Genomic DNA, 18,027 nt, shown 5'->3' on the forward strand with positions numbered 1-18,027 from the left:
TGTTAGGCCTCACGCCAAGCGGGGCGACTAAACAGCAACTGCACAGCGCTGATGGTGCGCTCGCGGAATCCCCCCTCGCAGTAGCAGAAGTAGTATCGCCACAAACGCGCAAAGCGTTCATCATAGCCAAAGGTTTGTAGCGTATCTGCGTTTTGGTTAAAGCGCTGATGCCAGTCGGCGAGTGTATTGGCGTAATCGATACCAATATCTTTTAAATCACGCATCACAAAATCGGTCTGCGCGGTAAAATGATCCAGCAATACATTCACTGATGGCAAGAAGCCACCAGGAAAAATATGCTTTTGGATAAAGTCCACATTCCGGCTGTAGTGTTCATAGCGCTGATCGGCAATGGTGATGGCTTGAATGGCCATCAGTCCCTCAGGTTTGAGTAACGATTGACACTTTTTCACAAAGGTATCGAGATACTCTTTACCTACCGCTTCGATCATTTCAATCGAAACGAGCTTATCGTACTCACCGTCAAGATCGCGGTAATCTTCTTTTAACAAGGTGATTTGGTTTTGCAGGCCCGCTTGTTCGATCCGAGCTTTTGCCCAAGCATACTGCTCTTCCGAAATCGTCGTAGTGGTGACACGGCAACCATACTCTTTGGCAGCGTAGATCGCCATTGCTCCCCAGCCCGACCCAATCTCAATTAAGTGATCCGATGGTTTGAGCTTAAGTTGCCGACAAAGGCGGTCCATTTTCTCCACTTGTGCCGCTTCCAAGCTCACGGTGTTCTCGGTATAGATAGCGCTAGAATAGAGCATCTGCTCATCAAGAAAGTGGCGGTAGAGATCATTACCCAAATCGTAATGCGCGGAAATATTACGACGTGCGGTGTCTTTTTCATTGCGGTTTCGCCAGTGTGCCATCTTGTTGCCAAGATTCACCAACCAACCGGTGTGTTTTTCAATGCGATCGATGGCAGGTAGGTTGCGAGCAAAGACACGGATCACATCGGTCAGATTGGGAGATTCCCACCAACCATCCACGTAAGCTTCAGCGGCGGCAATACTTCCACCGGTCAACATACGTGTGTAAAAGCGCGGATCGTGGACGAGCACAGAGGCATGAAGACTAGCTTGTGGATCACCACATTGTAAGGTTTGCCCCTGCTCGTCGACCAAAGAAATACAGGCATCTTTAACATGTGCCAGTAACGTGTAAACCAACTGCTTAGCATAATGCTCTTTGCGTGTCAGCGTGCGTTGAGTTTGAGAAACGTCCGTCGCAGACATAATTACTCCTTCTTCGCACCTGGGTGCGGATAAAACGGTGCGCCCTTTATCCATAATTTGAGCGCCTGCCAATAAATACCAATGAGAACTTTTACTGTCTCGATCGGGGTTCGGATCAATAGTTTATTGAGGGTTTGCGTGGTAAAGGGGCGCCGCTTCATGCCTAAAGTGGCATCGAACTCTCGATCATTTCGGTGCGCTTCTAAATGCACATGCACACGTTCACCTAGCGGCTTGAGTCGCCAGTGATACCGTTGCTCAATCGGGTTGAATGGCGAGACATGAAAGGCTTTATCATGCTGCCAGCGCTTCCCCGCTGGTATCGCATAAAAATGCTTTTCTCCCCAAGGGGTATTGCTCACCTCAGCCAATACATACCGCCACTGATTATCTGTGTCATAGATGTAATAAAGGTTCACGGGACTAAAGTACACGCCCAAATAGCGAAGTTGGCACAATGCGTAGACTTTGCCGGCAATGCGCTCACCGGTTAGCGCATAGAGTTTATCGAGACAAGCCGCTTTGGTGTCCGACTCCCCCGCGAAATAGTCGGCATGATGAAAGGCGGCGAACCCCCACTTCCCGAGTCGAAAGCCACGCACTCGCGCCGCCAGTGTGCTTAGCTCATCCAAATCAATCAGCGGCATAAACACGGGATAGTTAAAGGCGTGTTTGATCGGCGTAAAGCGTCGGTGTCGAACTTGGCCGACGTAAAGCCCGCTTTGAAGTGATTCTGCCACTGTACTCACTAACTTATTTCCTCAACTACATCGAGCGCACTGCGCACACCATCTTCATGGAAGCCGTTGTACCAGTAGGCGCCACAGAACCAGCTTCGTTGCTGGCCATTAATTCGATGGCGCTGTTGCTGCGCGGCGACGCTTTCGGTATTAAATACCGGATGCGCATACACAAACTGCCGTAAAATCTTACTCGGATCGATTCGATCCGTTTGATTTAGCGTGACACAGAAGGTTTCAGGCGCCTGAATTGACTGCAATATATTCATATTGTAGGTCAAAGCTGCAGGTTGCGTGTCTATATCTTCTGACACGGGCAGATGATAGTTCCAGCTCGCCCATGCCCCTTTGCGAGTGGGAAGTAGTGAGGTATCGGTATGGAGCACCACCTCGTTATCTTGATACGGAATTGCGCCTAACACTTCACGTTCAGCCGTTGAGGGATCGGCTAGCATCGACAGGGCTTGATCGCTATGGCAAGCAAAAATGACATGGTCGAACTGATACTCGCCACTCTCTGTGGTGAGCACAACGCCGTGCTGGTGACGTGTTACTTGCCTAACGGGAGTGTTTAATTGGATCTTTTCAGCAAACGCTGGGGTGAGCTTTCTAACATATTCACGCGAGCCACCCGGAATGACGTACCACTGCGGGCGATTCGTAATATCCAGCAAGCCGTGGTTTTGGAAAAAACGGAGGAAAAATGCCAGAGGGAATCCGCGCATATCTGAAAGTGTGGAGGACCATATTGCCGCCCCCATCGGTAAGATATAGTTTTGACAAAAATAGTCGCTAAATCCGTGCTGGTTAAGGAACTCCCCCAAGGTGTGCATAGCCAATGTATCTGACGCTTGGCCGCGCTGATGAGCCTCACGCGCCAAACGGTTAAAACGCATAATCTCGGCTAAGAAACGGTAAAACCGAACATTCACCACATTACGTTTTTGCGCGAACAGCGACGCTAAGCTATGTCCGTTGTATTCCAGACCATTTTCATCGTTACGCACACTAAAACTCATCTCAGAAGGCTGTCGACCTACCCCGATTTCTTCCAGTAAACGTTCATAATTCGGGTAAGTACGATCGTTAAACACGATAAAGCCCGTGTCGATCGCATAGCGTCCACTCTCAACCTCTACGTCAACGGTAGCCGTGTGGCCACCGAGATAGTCGTTGGCTTCAAAGAGCTGAATGTCATGACGCTTATTTAAATAATGGGCACATGTCAGGCCCGCAATACCGGAGCCAATAATCGCAATTTTCATGCTTGTTTCCTTGTCATGCGTCGAGCAATGGCGATCTGCCATGATGTAGGGAGTAAGGCGATAATTTTCAGGAAATAGGTAAACTTACGCGGAAAGTGAACTTCTGCTTTGCGTTTCTCAAGCCCTGCTTGAATGGCCGCCGACGCTTGCTCGACAGTCACGCGCATCGGCATGGCGAAATCGTTTTTATCTGTTAGTGGCGTTTTAACAAACCCAGGCGAAATAAGTGACACTGTTACCCCTTGATGGGCGAGATCAACCGATAACGTATTGGCTAGATAGCTGATAGCAGCTTTAGACGCGCCATATGCCTCTGCGCGAGGTAAAGGCATGTAACTCGCCGAGGAACCAACGATCGCCAAATGGGTGCCCGGCACAAAGCTTGCCTGCAAGGCTTCGATACAATTAAGGACGCCAAACACGTTGATATCGAATACGCGTTTAAACAAGGGTACATCGATTTTTCCGTAGTCGATGTATTCACAGGTACCGGCATTTAGGATCACCAAATCAGAGCTTGCTGATAAGGCACCGAGCGCTTGGTGGGTTTGATCCCTGTCTGTGGCATCAAACACTAACGGCTCGAGAGAAGCATGATCGCGCTGCATCGCATCTAGCTTGTCTTGGTTACGGCCACACGCAATGACGCGCCACCCTTGGCGTGCATAGTCTCGCGCTAATTGCTCGCCAATCCCCGATGTCGCGCCAGTAATCACAACCTGTTTCATTGTCCTAACCTCGCTTTTATGTAAGTGAGTAGTCGACCCATCAACGGCAAGGCCTCATAAATCATTTCGCCCATGTCAAAATAGTCGCGGTGACGACTGATTCGCCCATCCGTAAACGTCAAATGCGAGCAACCATGCACCTGTCTCGGTCTGCCATGTTGTACACGCGGATGAGAAAACGTCATGGTCCACGTCACGAAAGCATCATTGTCCCCCGCCGTGGTATGGTGAATGTCAAACTGACAGCTAGTGACGTTTTGATACAAGGAAGCAAAGTACGCTAGAAACGCAGAGAGCCCTTCAATACGGTGTGCTGGGTCGATAAACACAATGTTTGGGTGGTAAATCGTTTCAAGCGATGCCAAGTTGTCTTTACCGAGGGCCTGATAAACTTGCGCAAAGCGCGCCACCTGAGTTTGAACGCTCTCGATCTCCATTATGCAGACTCCTTGGGCTGATTTTTGGCCGCCTCAAAAATCGCTAGTGCCTGTTTGCGCTGCTTGGCATGATCAACAATCGGTTTGGGGTAATCTAATGACTGCGCATACTTTTCTGCCCACGACCAAGGTTGATGGATTTGCTTACCAGGCACCTCTTTTAGTGCCGGTAACCAACGACGTATGAAGCGGCCATCACTGTCGAAGCGCTCCCCTTGAGTTGTCGGATTAAAAATTCGAAAGTAAGGCTGTGCATCGGTGCCAACTGACGCTGACCATTGCCAACCACCGTTATTGGACGCAAAGTCGCCGTCAATCAGCTTGGACATAAAGTAGTCCTCCCCCCAACGCCAATCGATGAGCAAGTCCTTGGTTAAAAAGCTTGCCACTATCATCCGCAGGCGGTTATGCATCCATCCGGTGGTGTTCAATTGCTGCATCGCAGCATCCACAATCGGAAAGCCGGTTTTACCCGCTTTCCACGCCTCAAAGCGAGCGTTGTCGTTATCCCACACCACAGACTCTCCCCACTCTAAAAAGCAATGCTTTTTGCTAATACTGGGGTTTTGGGCACTCACTTCTTGATAGAAATCGCGCCAGATTAGCTCTGACAACCAAGTTGCTGCGCCTGAATCGGGCTCGCGCCAGTGCGGATGCTCAGATTGCAGTCGCGCTAGGCATTGGCGAGGGGACAATGCACCAATGGCAAGATACGGTGACAGCTGACTGGTGCCCTCAATGGCAGGGAAATCCCGGTACGTCTTGTAATCTGCCGCTTGTTCACGGCAATAAGTGCGTAACTTATCTAAGATGGCTTTTTCCGTGGTCGGCCATGCGGAGGCGGACTTGGTTGGATAGTCAAATTCAATCGGCTCAAGAGAAGCAAAAATAGCGGTTAACCGCTTATCGTCAGCACGTACGGCTGGAGCCTTAAGCGGTGACTGATCCATACCTTCTAATGCACGTAGACAGGCTTTTTTAAACGGAGTAAAGACTTTATACGCGTCGCCTTTACCAGAACGAATCGTGCCGGGCGCAAATAGATTACGGTCATGGTAGGCGTACCAATCAATGCCCTGCGCCTCCACTCGTTGCTGTGCTTGGCGATCGCGATTTTGCTCATTCAGCTCGTATTCACGATTCACAAACACGGCGTTGATATTCAGCGAGTTCGCAAGAGTTGCGACCGTTTCAGACGCCTTCTTATAGTCAGCGGCTCGTGTCACCAGCAGCGGAATGTTAAGTGCTCCGAGTTCGTCACGCAGCGCCTTAAGCCTTGCTTCAATCAATCCCGCCTGAATCGGGGCCATATGGTGGGCAGCCCATTGGTCCGGTGTTTCCACAAAAAGGCCCACAACAGGCTCGTTTGCTTCGCACGCTGCATGCAGTGCACGATTGTCGAGGCAGCGCAGATCGCGTCGAAACCAAACTAAATGCATAACGGATTGTTCTCCTTGAGTTCTTTTAGCTCGTCTCCATGTACGGAGCAAATAAATGGCTGGCTCACAATGTGAATGTCAGATTGTGCGTAACACTGCCGAAGCTGATTAAGCTGGGAACGATCGAGGCGGTGCGCAGCCATCACTGCGAGCGTGGGGATCTTTTGCTCTCGCATCACTTCGAGGATAAGGCCAAGTTGGGAATGTGGCTCACGCAAGATAGTGACGTTGTAACCTTTCTCATTCAGACGCATCGCCATCATGGTGCGCTGATAATCTTCTGTGTCAGTAAGTGTCACTAACCAACAAGGGAACTTACTGTTGCGCTTTGCGTTCGCCAACATTGCCGCTTGGCATTTTTCGATTACCGTACTGCGCCACATATCTTTCTGCAGAGAACTGATGGCGCTTTGCTCCTCATCCAACCACGTATCTAGCGGCATAAAGACGTGTTCGATGAGCCAATAAAACGGATATTCTTTTAATAAGGTTTCGACGTGCTGGCCGAGTTTTTTCAGTGATAAGTCACGAATTAACTTCATCAGCTCGCGCGCTAACGTATCATCTTCGCTATCTATTTGGGTCTCGGTTTGCGACAGTAACGGTTTCACTTTGCTGATCGGGACACCTTTGTCGAGCCAGCGTAAGATCCGGCCAATCATGGCGACGTCTTCATCACTGTAAAGACGATGACCTTTCGGAGTTCTGGCCGGAGACAGCAAGCCATAACGGCGTTGCCATGCGCGCAATGTCACTGGATTAACGCCGGTACGATCAGCGACTTGGCTGATCGTCAGCGTGCTTTCGGGATTAGAGTCCATAACGTAACCTTAAGGCATCTGGATACGGCTTCAGATACGCTTGACTAGCAAGGTAATCATCTGGGTGGTTGTGCAAATGGTGAGCAATGAGGGTCAACGGCGCTAACAACGGCATAGTGCCTTGCCGGTAAGCATGAATAAGGTGAGTCAGCTCCGCTTTTTGGCTCTTATCGAGGTTGTTCTTAAAATAGCCTTGCAGATGCATTAGCACATTGGTGTGCTTTTTCCGTGTCGCACGGATAGCTAACGACTGCATAAACTGCGTGCGATACCGGTGGAAAAAATCATCAATATCGTACTCCGCGATGTTCGCCATAAAACGGCCCAACTCTCGGTAACGCTCAGGCGAGTGCGCCATCAACACTAATTTGTATCGTGAGTGGAATGCGACCAGCGCTTTTCTTGTCACGCCACTTTCGACACTGCGATATAAATCGTCTAACGCAAATAACCGAAACACAAAATTCTCACGCAGGACGGGGTCGTTTAATCGGCCATCTTCTTCAATCGGCAGCCACGGCATACGATCCATTAATGCTTGGGTATACAGCCCTACCCCGGAGATATCAGAGGTGTAACCATTTTCCCGATAGACTTTGACACGCTCCATGCCACAAGTGGGCGACTTGGCACAAACGATATAGCCACGTAGTGCTTTATGGGCCAATTCATCCGCTTTTCGTTCACTAAAGGCCACCATTCTTTCGGTGTGATCTTTACTGGCGTCTTTGGTCTCAACCAAACGAATATCGCCCACATTCCCTTTGTCTAGTAAACGAATTGTCGGTCTTGGCACCGGTAAGCCGATCGCAACCTCTGGACAAACCGGGACAAAATTGACATAGGGAGCGAGCTCTTTAGTCACAAATGGACTGCGTTTATGACCGCTATCAAAACGCACCTTTTCACCAATCACACATGCGCTAACACCAACTGGAAACGACATGCTTCACCTCTTCTTATCAAGCGGCATGAGCCGCAGAGTTGTACATTTATATTTTGTTGTACAACTCAATGTAGGCGAAGGATCACTTCTGTACAATATTTTTTATTTGTACAAGTTTACTCTGGTTCTTGATATACCCTCACGCAGTCCCCTTAACAGCTGCTACGCTTTACCTATTCCTTATCAAAGAGGGAGTCTCACATTTGTCTCACTATTGATACGACTTGAGTCACTCGTGTCACATACACTTAAAGCCACCATGATATAGCTCTCACGACCATGCCCTTACAGAGAACGACACTAAACATCGATGACCGTCTCTCCATTGCGAAGCGCCCATTTCGACCTCGCGGCCGCGCTATACTCGTGATTGCGCTGATCTGCTTTGCTATCCTGATTGCCACTTTTTCCTTATTTAATACCGCACAAGAACAACAACGACTGCGCACCGAGCAGCTATTAAGCGTCGAAGCAAAATCCTTTGCTGACGCGTTAACGCGTCACATGAATGCTCACCTGAATGAACTCAGTGTGCTTGCCAGCGAGATAGAAAAAAACATTCCCTCGACGTACTCGACATGGCAAGCATTAGTGCTAGCCCATCAGGGGAATGACGTTCACTTTCAAGCCTTGTTCTGGGCTGAGTCTGATCGCACGATTCGTTGGCATTACCCCCAAAATGACTCAGAAAAGCCCGAGCAATTCCCGTTTGACGTTTTAGGAGACGGTAACGCTCAGCTTTTGCGTATGGATGTAGAGTCGCTCCATGACTGGCATATTGCACACCCTATCTATACGCAAAATCGGAATACGCCTAACTACTATCTCGGTGGCACTCTCGATATTGCAGAACATATCAGCCACCTAGCATCTGATTATCTCGATACGTTTCAGAAACTCACTCTCTACGCTGCAAGTGATGGGCACGTTGTATTCGGGGACATACCGCCCAATGAAGCAGCAACAGGACAAGTTGGGCTCACGCTAACCGGCGCCAGCCCGGAATTTATCGTCACATTGTGGAGCACCCCTGACTCGGAACACTTTTTATCTTTGCCAATGCTCATTTACATCTCTGGGTTGGTCGTCACGATCTTAGTGGGTATCGCCTTGTATTTAATTGAAATCAATTTGATGGCGAGAAAAGCTGAACAAGCGACGATTACTCGACTGCAAAATGAAATCGCTCAACGCAAAGACGTTGAAAATCAGCTGCATTTTATTGCTAATCATGATCCCCTGACCTATCTGCCAAATCGCCATGCACTGCTTAATCACATTCAGCACACCATTAATAAGACGCTCTCGGCAACGCGTACGCTGTCGCTGATTTGTATCGACATTGATAATATTAAGGAAATCAATGATCTTCACGGCTACCGCATTCACGATGACGTATTAACTACCGTCGCCAAACGCTTACAAAATCTATTGCCTCCACAAGCTTATTTAGCCAGAACCAGTGATGAACATTTTGTCATGCTGCGCACCGATCTATCGCCGTTAGAAGCCGAGGTACACGCCAAGCAGGTGCGTTTAACTGTAGAGAAAGAATGCCACGCTCAGGGAGTGACTGTTTTACCTAGCTGCGCAATTGGTGTGGCGTATCGCTATGACACATCTATGCCGGCTCATGAATTACTGCGCCACGCCGATACCGCTGCGCATCGAGCACGACAACTCGTGCACCACCGTGTGGTCGTATTTCAAATGGCGATGCGTGACCACCTTCAGCAAAAGCGCGACATCGAATACACCATTCGCAAAGCCATCCAAGGCAATGAATTGATGCTGCATTTTCAGCCTCAGGTTGATTTAAAAACGCAGCGTATCGTCGGCATTGAAGCCTTAGTCCGCTGGCAAGATGAAGGGGGGACTATCATTTCGCCTGACACCATCGTCCGTACTGCTGAAGATACAGGATTGATGCAACAACTGGGGAATTGGATCATTAACAAAGCGCTAGAGCATTATGCCATGCTGCTCACCGAGGGTTGCGCACCGCCGATGCTTGCTATTAATGTCTCTGGGCATGAATTTCAAGACAGTTTTCTGGCTGATACGATTTTACAAGCCATCGAACGCCATCAAGTACCAGCAGAGCGCGTGCAAATCGAGTTGACCGAGCAAGTGTTTATTGAAAATTTGGAACAAAATCAACAGACATTGCACACGCTCACCGAAGCGGGTATATCACTAGCAATTGATGATTTTGGCACCGGCTATTCATCACTGGCCTATTTGAAACATTTCCCTGTCGATACGGTTAAAATTGATCGCAGCTTTATCGACCAACTCCCCGAATGCAAAGACGATGCAGTGATTTGCCAAGCCGTGATCGGTATGGCGGATCTCTTAGGCTTGAAAGTGGTCGCAGAGGGCGTCGAACATCAAGCCCAGAAGGACTACTTAGCCCAAATCGGCTGTCGTTATATTCAAGGTCATTTGTACTATCCCGCCATGAGCGTCGATCAACTCCTTACCTTACTGAAACAGCATATTCCTTATCTACGCTACTCAAATTCATAGTCAAGCAACCGATGCATATGCCCTTTACGACTCCCATCGATGGACGTCGTTATCTCCCAGACATAAGGCTTCTTTGCGCTGTTTGGGCCACTGTTTTATCTGATATTCCAACTGCATAGCGGCTTGTTTGCTCATTGCAGGAGATTGCCACACCAAAGAAAGTGGCCCTTTCCCTCGCAACGCACGCGCACCTTTACCACTGAGATGCTGTTGAAAGCGGCGCTCAACATCCGTCGACACGCCACAATACAAAGCATTGTGCCGCGTACGAACCAAGTAAACGAACCACGACTCGCTCATGTTTTTTTATTTGGATAATAGCGCGTTTAATGCCTCGCGCAGGCTGGCGACCTCTTGCTCAAGCGCATCAACCCGCGCTTCCAATGCATGCTGCGTCCCGTGAGATGGGTTTGGCACCGCGGCGTTATCTGCGCTTAGCTCTAGCGTTTCTGTTTCGGGTCTCATTTCGCTTTCAGCGCTCGCTTCGGTTGATTCACCAAATAAATGGATGTAGCGCGATTCCCGTTTACCCGGCTCACGTGCTAGCTTCATAATCCATTCGGCCTCTATCATGGCACTCAGCGTGCTTTCTACTTGCTGCATATCGGCAAACTCACATAATCTTTGCGTCCGTGTGCGCAGCTCACCTGCAGTCTGTGGACCACGTAACAACAGCACGCAAATAATCGCTTTTTCTTGATCCGTAAACGTCAAATTACCGAATGGCGTATTACAGAAGCGATGCTGATACTTGCAGACACGGCTCCCACTCCCTTCCTGTGGGCTGATAAGACGTGCATCGATAAGCGAATTTACGACGTCTAACACGTCGGCGTCGGTGAGCGCATAGACAGGCTCTCGATTACTTTTTTGATTTACTGCCGTCGTGAGCGCATTTAAGGTCAGTGGATAGTAATCAGGCGTGGTCACTTCTTTTTCAAGCAAACAACCGATGACACGTTGTTGATAGGGCGTTAATAGCATTGACATGATCCATGTCCTCATCGAGATAATAATCGTGTTATAGCAAGTTGGGCATAGCCGAGCAATTGCGCTTCAACTAAGTGCTGAATAATTCGGCACAAACAGGCACACAGACTGGTATCAGGATCACATGTTAGTCAGGCTTGAGTGAAAAGATCGCAACACATAGCCTGACACCAGATGATATACTGGTAGGAAATGGATTGTGGAGTACAAACTATGGGCCTGTTTCGTTCAACCCCAAACCGTAACCTTGGTTTGTCAATCGTGGCGAAAAACTGCAAGGTTGTTGGTGACATTGAGCTTGACGGAGATATCCAAATTGATGGCTTTGGTGAAGGCAATATCACTCAGGCTAATGCCGTGGTTATCTCAGCAACCGGACACTTCCGCGGTACGATTCATGCCAAGCATATTACGATTAACGGTTTGGTTGAAGGACAATGCGAAGCCGATGCGATTGACATTCTCTCGCAAGGTAAAATGAAAGGCGTGCTCAACACCGAGCAACTCACTATTGAGAAAGGCGGTTTACTCGCAGGTGAAAACCGAGCCACCTTAGCCACCGATACCGTCGTGCCACTCGACGACCAAACACGCAGTGAGCGTACAGAAAATAACGAAAAGAAAGACCGAAAGGCCGCAAGTCGCTCATAACGACGTGGGCTTAGCATAAAAAGTGAAGGAGAGTCGGTGCATGTCCGATACCAGCAGTACCAATGTGAGTTTTGATGAGTTTTCCCCAGAGCTGCAAAGCGTGATTCGTTATGAAAACGCCCCTGAGGCCATGTACACGATGATCGCCTCCGTCCATGACGCGGCAGAGCCTAGTGTTCGCGAAGCATGGGAAAAGCTCCCTGCTAGTGCGCAAAATGTGCTCGACAGCTTCGACCAATTTCATGCTTTGGTAGCAATCAGCCAAAGTTATGTCGGGATTGATACGCTCAACGAACTGCAAAACGTCAAACTCGATGACATGTCCGAGGACGAGCAAGAGAACTACAAAGCGCAGGTACTGGACGATGTGCTTAAACGTTGCGTTAAAGACTTATCCAAGCAATTAAAACAGGCGCGTTTAAAACCCGCGCTCAAGCGCGAGTTTCAATCTATCTTTCAAGCGCAGTAATGTTCACACAGTAGACTGTCGCACTATAGTAAGGGCCTGCATTGTACGCTGGCCCTTTTCTTTTTTAAGCACGCTTACGCTGCTGTTTTGCGCCTCGTCTGGCTCTCACAGCGTCCGCTAGCTGACGTAAAGTTAGTTCGGTGTCTTCCCAGCCAATGCACCCATCAGTGATGCTTTGTCCATAAGTGAGCGACTGGCCTTCAATCAGATCTTGGCGCCCCTCAATCAGATGACTTTCAATCATGACGCCAAAGATTGCGTCATTGCCGCCAGCAATTTGCCTCGCTACATCGTTGCAAACCTCTTTTTGCTTTTGATATTGCTTACTGCTGTTCGCGTGACTAAAGTCGATCATTACTTTTTGGCGCAACCCGGCACCTGCAAGCGATGAACAGATCTGATCAACATCTGTTGCGCTGTAGTTAGGCGCCTTGCCGCCGCGAAGGATCAGGTGGCAGTCATCGTTCCCTGCCGTTGCAACAATGGCAGAATGGCCGTATTTGGTTACCGATAAGAACTGATGCGGCGCGCTTGCTGAGCGAATAGCATCCGTCGCAATCTTAATATTGCCATCCGTACCGTTCTTAAAACCAACCGGGCACGACAAGCCTGATGCCAACTCACGGTGCACTTGAGACTCAGTGGTAYGCGCACCAATAGCGCCCCAACTGATTAAATCGGCCATGTATTGCGGCGTGATCATATCGAGGAATTCGCCTGCCGCCGGTAGGCCCATATTGGCAATATCAAGGAGGAGTTCTCTTCCTAAACGCAGGCCATCGTTAATCTTGAAACTGTTGTCTAGATAAGGGTCATTAATCAGGCCTTTCCAACCCACCGTCGTGCGCGGCTTTTCAAAATAAACGCGCATCACCACTTCCAAATCGTCATTAAGCTCTTCTCGGAGAGCTTTGAGCTTGCTGGCATATTCTTTGGCAGCATTTGGGTCGTGAATGGAGCAAGGGCCGACTACGACCACCAATCTATCGTCTTCATCATTCAAAATATGATGAATGGATTGACGTGCGTCGACCACGGTCTTCTCTGCTATCTCTGTGGCGGGGAATTTTTCTAGTACAGCGATCGGTGGCAGCAACTCTTTGATTTGTTGAATTCTTACATCATCTGTCGGGTGTACACTCATGGGCTTGATCCTGTGCTTGCATGCAGCTTCATCGGGCTGCTTTTTCTTCATGAGCCTTTACGCTAACGTGAACACCGCGACGGTGCAAATATTTTTTTACGAGTTTTAAAGATAAAAAAACATAGATAAATTTGACTAGAAACAGTTATTAAATTTTTCCATATTTTGACAACTATGCGTCAACTCATAAAAAAGCCACCGCCTTGCGGTCACTTATTGCGCATGCTCTACACATGCTATTACACTGACATTAAACGATTAAGGAGCGTATCACGTGACAAAACGCCTGATTGCAAGCGCGGCTCTGGCATGTGGCTTATTATTGCCAAATGCTCACGCCACTAACTTCAACTACAACCACATACAGATTAACGTTTTGGCCAACCCAAGTGGTTTAGGCGGGCTAGCGCGCTTTGCATTTATGGAGGGCGCACACTTTGTCGCCAAAGGAGATACGCAGTTTGAAGGCGACTGGTACACCTCTGCCGGTGCAGGCTTTCACGCCCCGGTAAACGAATTTGTCGATCTGTATGGAGAAATCGAAGCTGCGTGGCTAAGACGTCCAGAGGATGACAAACATGACACCGGCGACATTGCGACAGTAATTGGTGGTGGTGCACGAGCTTGGATCGCCCCTCCTTTCGAAGCCACAATGTATGTCGGCTCGATTATTTTCGACAAAGATGACAGCGAGAGCATTGTCGAGTTTGGCGGTCGCTTTCATTCAACAGAGACACTTTCACTGGGCGCGACGTGGCGGGCAAACGGTCTTGAAGAAAATAGGTTGATTTTTTCAGTCAGATACCTGTATTAATAGGCCACGGTCATCCACCCTATTCTTTCCTACTCTGGGTGACCGTGTCAGTGTGACCTCTCTCACTGGCTTTATCGCTATATTAAACTAACTTTATGTGAGATACGTATGCCATCTATGAAGGTGGTGTGTGTCTTGTGTGCGTGGTGATAAAACCCATGTCAGGACGTTCGCCGTCATTGTGCGTGGGAACTGTCGGAGGGTAAAACGATGGTGATGACTCAACGTATTGATGAATTTGAAAGAAAAATTCAAGAGGCCTATCAAGAAGGTAATATCGAAACCGCACATCGCTTGGAAGAGCAAGTGTCGATGTTACGTCGACGGCTTACAAAACCGGCTGCGGATTTTAAAGCCGCGAGCCAAGTTGAAGATTTTCATGAGGTAGCAGACGGCGATTACTACGACAACTAACCTCAGTTCCCTCTTCAGTACGCGCCTATTCGGTGCGCGATAAATAACAAAGCCTTCTCAAAAGAGAAGGCTTTTTTACTGACAGAATGAGGTTTTAAAGGGCCTAGTCAGCAAGTTATCTCGTGAAGCGCTTATTGCGCGGCACGTTCGCGGCGCACAATCCACGCAGCAGCAGTGATAAAAGCAACGACCAATGCAGTTTCCACAGCGTTTCCTATTAATAGTCAATGAATCTTGTATGCAGCCGTCCACCGCACACGCCAACCCGCATTTGCTTAACCATCAAGCAACGATTGCTGCACAGTGTACGTAATATGTAATTAAATTGCTGCAAAAAAGCACAGTTTCACCAAAGAAAAGTGAGATTTTTGGGCATCATAGCGTTAAGCAAAACAAAGTTTCATTGGTGTACAAAATTTAGTGATATACAGCGAATATCTTCCTGATGGTAGCTAGCCGCCGGCATAATAGATAAAACAAAGGAGGGATACCCCTCCTTTTATTCGATAAACGGTATCCGACTTTTTCTCTTTGAAACCTTTAAATTTACCCGTTAGGCCCTCAATCGCAGTGAAAGATAAGCTCATACGCAAAAACGCTTCAATATTCTTAAAGCTTCGCCAGTCTTTCGGGCCAACCAATGAATAAGCCAAACCTTGATGCCCAGCTCGCCCTGTACGCCCCACACGGTGAATATATTCTTCCGCATGCTTCGGTAAATCAAAGTTGATCACCATAGAAACGTTAAGCAAGTCCAGCCCCCGAGATGCTACATCCGTAGTGACCAACACATCATGAATGCCGCGCTCAAATTCATCCATAATGCGATTACGAGATGACTGGTTGAGCTCACCGCTCAAGGCAATTGCTTTATAGCCGGCTTGATTGAACCGCTCAGCGAGACGCTCAGTGTCTGCGCGCGTTGCGGTAAAGACCATCACCTGTTTGTGCGTATTGGCTTCCATTAAGTGATCCAATAGCGCATGCTTGTGATCAAGATGATCACTCAGTACAAAATGCTGTTCAATGTCACTATGTAGCGTATGCGTTTCTCCCGCCGCAATGCGTTTGGGGGACTTAAGCAACCCTGCAGCCATGTCTGTCACTTGCTGATGGTCCAGCGTCGCAGAAAACATGAGCGTTTGGCGTAAACGATGGTTGGCTTGCTCATTAATGGCATCTAATTGCGCCTTGAAGCCAAGATCGAGCATACGATCGGCTTCATCAAGGATCAGCATTTCCAATCCAGCTAACGACAAGTGATGCTGTTTAAGATGATCGGCAAGACGTCCAGGTGTGGCCACAACGAAAGTGGGTGATTGACGGAAAACTTTCGCTTGCTCGTTAAAGTTTTCCCCCCCCAATACCAATGCGGCTTTATGGGGTGTACCACTGGTCAGCATACGCAATTGCCCATACACTTGCTTTGCCAATTCTCGTGTTGGCGCGAGCACCAAAACACGTGGGTCACGACGACTGAGAGCTTTAGTACGTAGCACGCGCTGCATCGCCGGCAATAAAAAAGCCAGCGTTTTCCCTGAGCCCGTTTTTGAGGAGGCCAACAGATCCTTCCCGGCCATAACAACAGGAATGGCCTGTCGCTGGATATCGGTTGGCTTTTCAAATCCACGGTGGGCAATGAGCGACAGTAAACGTCTATCTAATCCCAGATCGTCAAATTGCAAGGTATTACTCCAATGGTATTTCTATGACAAAGCGCGCAATAGCGCCATTTAAGGTCGCGAATGCTACCATACTTTACACCAAAACACTGCACTAAAAACGGGTGCAACACGCGTTGAGGATAGGATGAAAGAGACGATTTACCACCAATGGAAACGCTTGTCGTTGGTAGAAGCACAAACCGTATTGCCTGATGGACGCAATCATCGGCATCATGTGATTCGTCATCCAGGCGCAGCGGTCATTTTACCCATACTTGAGGATGGTCGCCTTGTATTGCTCAATCAATTTCGACCCGCAGTTAATCAATGGTTGCTAGAAGCACCCGCTGGGACGTTAGAGGGTGATGAATGCCCGCTAGAAGGTGCAAAGCGTGAGCTTGAAGAGGAAACTGGCTACCAAGCCACTTCGTGGCACTCGCTGGGTTCTGCGCTCCCCGTGCCCGGATTTTGTGATGAAGTTCAACACTTCTATCTGGCTTCTGACCTCACCCAGACTGAAATGAATCTGGATGATGATGAATTTGTCCAACTCCGTCTGATGACCGTGGCCGAGGCAAGAGCACGCATTGCGTCAGGAGAGATAAACGACAACAAGACCGTTGCCCTTATTGCACGTGCTGATTATCAAGGTTTACTGCCACAGCCTCAATCTTAGCTACCCACTCCGCATTGTTGTTAATGAAATGTTGACGCCGCAGTGTAGCAACGAGTAGCTTGAACAGGTATGACCAGATTAACAAGGAGTGTGTATGTTTTCTTCCCCTTTGGCTCGTGCTAATCAGCACCTTTCGCTGTTTGGGTTTCTCAAAGTTCCCATGATTGGTTGGTGTCGACCCAAAATTCTTGCCATTGACGATCAGCACGTACAAATGAGAATCCCATTAGGACGCCGGACTAAAAACCACCTAAATAGCATGTATTTTGGCGCGCTAGCGGTAGGTGCCGATGTGGCAGGCGGTTTTCTTGCCATGGCGATGGCCGAGCAACACGGGATTAAAATCAGTCTCGCTTTCAAAGCAGTCACGGCAGATTTTCATAAGCGCCCAGAAGACGATGTGATTTTTACCTGCCTCGATGGGCAAAAAATCCAAGCCATGATCCGCGAAACCATCGAAACCGGTGAGCGTGTCAACCAGCCTGTTACCATTGTGGCTACCTGCCCCACGCTTCATGGCGATGAGCCCATGGCAACCTTTGACTTAACCCTATCCCTCAAGCAAATTAGTTAGTTTCTCTTTATTTATCGTAAAGCAGCCTTACCGTTTCGGTAAGCTGCTTTGCCATGCCAACTCAACCTCTTTCGCTCTCTTTTTGGCAATCAAGCAGTTACATTTAGCATCCGGTTTGAGTGTGACTGATCTATAAAAGTCTTACTCAGCATATTGACATTTAACTATCGCGCTTCTGATGCCTCTTAGCGACGTAATTCACCGAGTTATTAACTGTTTTTGTGGATAGTTCTGCAGTTATCCACAGCCTCAACCTTGAGACACTGACATAAAAAAAGCACCGCGGTTGCGGTGCTTCAGATTGCTGACGAACCCCGCCTTTTTAGGCGGGGTTCTTTTTGATAAGCGGCCGTAGGCCGCGATCGCGATATTTTTTGTTAGAGAGTGGTCGTTACCGACCAACGCCTAAATTGGCGGATAGAAGCCAGTATTTGCCTTATATCCGCCATGTTAAAGCCACATTTTCTTAGATAGCTCACCAC

19 protein-coding genes are annotated in these 18,027 nt (G+C 48.6%); 7 read left to right on the forward strand and 12 right to left on the reverse strand.

Features of this window, described 5'->3' with window-relative positions; all coding sequences use genetic code 11:
- Nucleotides 1-2: 2 nt before the first annotated feature.
- Genes BZJ18_RS13340 through BZJ18_RS13375 form a run of 8 tightly spaced genes read right to left on the reverse strand, consistent with a single transcriptional unit; the run spans nucleotide 3 to nucleotide 7,620 of the window.
- Nucleotides 3-1,244: an SAM-dependent methyltransferase gene (locus BZJ18_RS13340; protein WP_077457458.1), complete on the reverse strand. Its 1,242-nt coding sequence runs from the start codon at nucleotides 1,242-1,244 to the stop codon at nucleotides 3-5.
- A 2-nt stretch (nucleotides 1,245-1,246) separates the two neighbouring features.
- Nucleotides 1,247-1,984, reverse strand: a complete 738-nt coding sequence (locus BZJ18_RS13345; RefSeq protein WP_077457488.1) for a DUF1365 domain-containing protein — start codon at nucleotides 1,982-1,984, stop codon at nucleotides 1,247-1,249.
- A gap of 8 nt (nucleotides 1,985-1,992) precedes the next feature.
- A complete protein-coding gene (locus BZJ18_RS13350) occupies nucleotides 1,993-3,249 on the reverse strand; it encodes an NAD(P)/FAD-dependent oxidoreductase (protein WP_077457460.1) in 1,257 nt (418 codons plus the stop codon).
- Nucleotides 3,246-3,977: an SDR family NAD(P)-dependent oxidoreductase gene (locus BZJ18_RS13355; protein ID WP_069586455.1), complete on the reverse strand. Its 732-nt coding sequence runs from the start codon at nucleotides 3,975-3,977 to the stop codon at nucleotides 3,246-3,248. The genes BZJ18_RS13350 and BZJ18_RS13355 overlap by 4 nt, the downstream gene beginning before the upstream one ends.
- Nucleotides 3,974-4,414: a nuclear transport factor 2 family protein gene (locus BZJ18_RS13360; protein WP_077457462.1), complete on the reverse strand. Its 441-nt coding sequence runs from the start codon at nucleotides 4,412-4,414 to the stop codon at nucleotides 3,974-3,976. The genes BZJ18_RS13355 and BZJ18_RS13360 overlap by 4 nt, the downstream gene beginning before the upstream one ends.
- Complete coding sequence (gene phrB / locus BZJ18_RS13365; protein ID WP_077457464.1) at nucleotides 4,414-5,853, reverse strand: deoxyribodipyrimidine photo-lyase; 1,440 nt, start codon at nucleotides 5,851-5,853, stop codon at nucleotides 4,414-4,416. The genes BZJ18_RS13360 and phrB overlap by 1 nt, the downstream gene beginning before the upstream one ends.
- A complete protein-coding gene (locus BZJ18_RS13370) occupies nucleotides 5,844-6,674 on the reverse strand; it encodes a MerR family transcriptional regulator (protein WP_077457466.1) in 831 nt (276 codons plus the stop codon). Before BZJ18_RS13370 ends, phrB begins: the two co-directional genes overlap by 10 nt.
- Nucleotides 6,664-7,620: a YbgA family protein gene (locus BZJ18_RS13375; RefSeq protein ID WP_077457468.1), complete on the reverse strand. Its 957-nt coding sequence runs from the start codon at nucleotides 7,618-7,620 to the stop codon at nucleotides 6,664-6,666. Before BZJ18_RS13375 ends, BZJ18_RS13370 begins: the two co-directional genes overlap by 11 nt.
- Nucleotides 7,621-7,899: 279 nt before the next feature.
- Between BZJ18_RS13375 and BZJ18_RS13380 the strand changes: the two genes are divergently transcribed.
- Complete coding sequence (locus BZJ18_RS13380) at nucleotides 7,900-10,149, forward strand: putative bifunctional diguanylate cyclase/phosphodiesterase (RefSeq protein WP_077457470.1); 2,250 nt, start codon at nucleotides 7,900-7,902, stop codon at nucleotides 10,147-10,149.
- A 24-nt stretch (nucleotides 10,150-10,173) separates the two neighbouring features.
- Here BZJ18_RS13380 and BZJ18_RS13385 read toward each other — a convergent pair whose 3' ends face one another.
- Both BZJ18_RS13385 and BZJ18_RS13390 read right to left on the reverse strand, forming a co-directional pair.
- Nucleotides 10,174-10,449 (reverse strand): GIY-YIG nuclease family protein, encoded by a 276-nt coding sequence (locus tag BZJ18_RS13385; RefSeq protein WP_077457471.1) that lies wholly within the window; start codon nucleotides 10,447-10,449, stop codon nucleotides 10,174-10,176.
- 6 nt (nucleotides 10,450-10,455) lie between these two features.
- The gene (locus BZJ18_RS13390; RefSeq protein ID WP_077457473.1) at nucleotides 10,456-11,139 is read right to left on the reverse strand and encodes a YceH family protein; all 684 of its coding nucleotides are present in this window, start codon (nucleotides 11,137-11,139) and stop codon (nucleotides 10,456-10,458) included.
- A 213-nt stretch (nucleotides 11,140-11,352) separates the two neighbouring features.
- On the opposite strand from BZJ18_RS13390, the gene BZJ18_RS13395 reads away from it, so the two are divergent.
- A complete protein-coding gene (locus tag BZJ18_RS13395; RefSeq protein WP_077457476.1) occupies nucleotides 11,353-11,790 on the forward strand; it encodes a bactofilin family protein in 438 nt (145 codons plus the stop codon).
- A 40-nt stretch (nucleotides 11,791-11,830) separates the two neighbouring features.
- Entirely contained in the window at nucleotides 11,831-12,259 is a 429-nt protein-coding gene (locus BZJ18_RS13400) for a DUF3069 domain-containing protein (protein WP_069586447.1), read from the forward strand.
- Between the two features lie 64 nt (nucleotides 12,260-12,323).
- On the opposite strand, the gene aroG is transcribed toward BZJ18_RS13400, so the two are convergent.
- Nucleotides 12,324-13,403, reverse strand: a complete 1,080-nt coding sequence (gene aroG, locus BZJ18_RS13405) for a 3-deoxy-7-phosphoheptulonate synthase AroG (protein WP_077457478.1) — start codon at nucleotides 13,401-13,403, stop codon at nucleotides 12,324-12,326.
- Between the two features lie 274 nt (nucleotides 13,404-13,677).
- Between aroG and BZJ18_RS13410 the strand changes: the two genes are divergently transcribed.
- Both BZJ18_RS13410 and BZJ18_RS13415 read left to right on the forward strand, forming a co-directional pair.
- Entirely contained in the window at nucleotides 13,678-14,217 is a 540-nt protein-coding gene (locus BZJ18_RS13410; protein ID WP_077457480.1) for a hypothetical protein, read from the forward strand.
- A gap of 216 nt (nucleotides 14,218-14,433) precedes the next feature.
- Nucleotides 14,434-14,631, forward strand: coding sequence for a hypothetical protein (locus BZJ18_RS13415; RefSeq protein ID WP_131825065.1), 198 nt, complete (start codon nucleotides 14,434-14,436; stop codon nucleotides 14,629-14,631).
- 452 nt (nucleotides 14,632-15,083) lie between these two features.
- Here the strand turns inward: BZJ18_RS13415 and BZJ18_RS13420 are convergent, their stop codons facing one another.
- A complete protein-coding gene (locus BZJ18_RS13420; protein ID WP_077457482.1) occupies nucleotides 15,084-16,316 on the reverse strand; it encodes a DEAD/DEAH box helicase in 1,233 nt (410 codons plus the stop codon).
- Nucleotides 16,317-16,440: 124 nt separating this feature from the next.
- On the opposite strand from BZJ18_RS13420, the gene BZJ18_RS13425 reads away from it, so the two are divergent.
- The gene (locus BZJ18_RS13425) at nucleotides 16,441-16,971 is read left to right on the forward strand and encodes an NUDIX hydrolase (RefSeq protein ID WP_077457484.1); all 531 of its coding nucleotides are present in this window, start codon (nucleotides 16,441-16,443) and stop codon (nucleotides 16,969-16,971) included.
- 94 nt (nucleotides 16,972-17,065) lie between these two features.
- Nucleotides 17,066-17,545, forward strand: a complete 480-nt coding sequence (locus BZJ18_RS13430) for a PaaI family thioesterase (RefSeq protein ID WP_077457486.1) — start codon at nucleotides 17,066-17,068, stop codon at nucleotides 17,543-17,545.
- Nucleotides 17,546-18,027: the final 482 nt, after the last annotated feature.

Source organism: Salinivibrio sp. IB872, assembly GCF_001995345.1.
Lineage (GTDB): Bacteria > Pseudomonadota > Gammaproteobacteria > Enterobacterales > Vibrionaceae > Salinivibrio > Salinivibrio proteolyticus.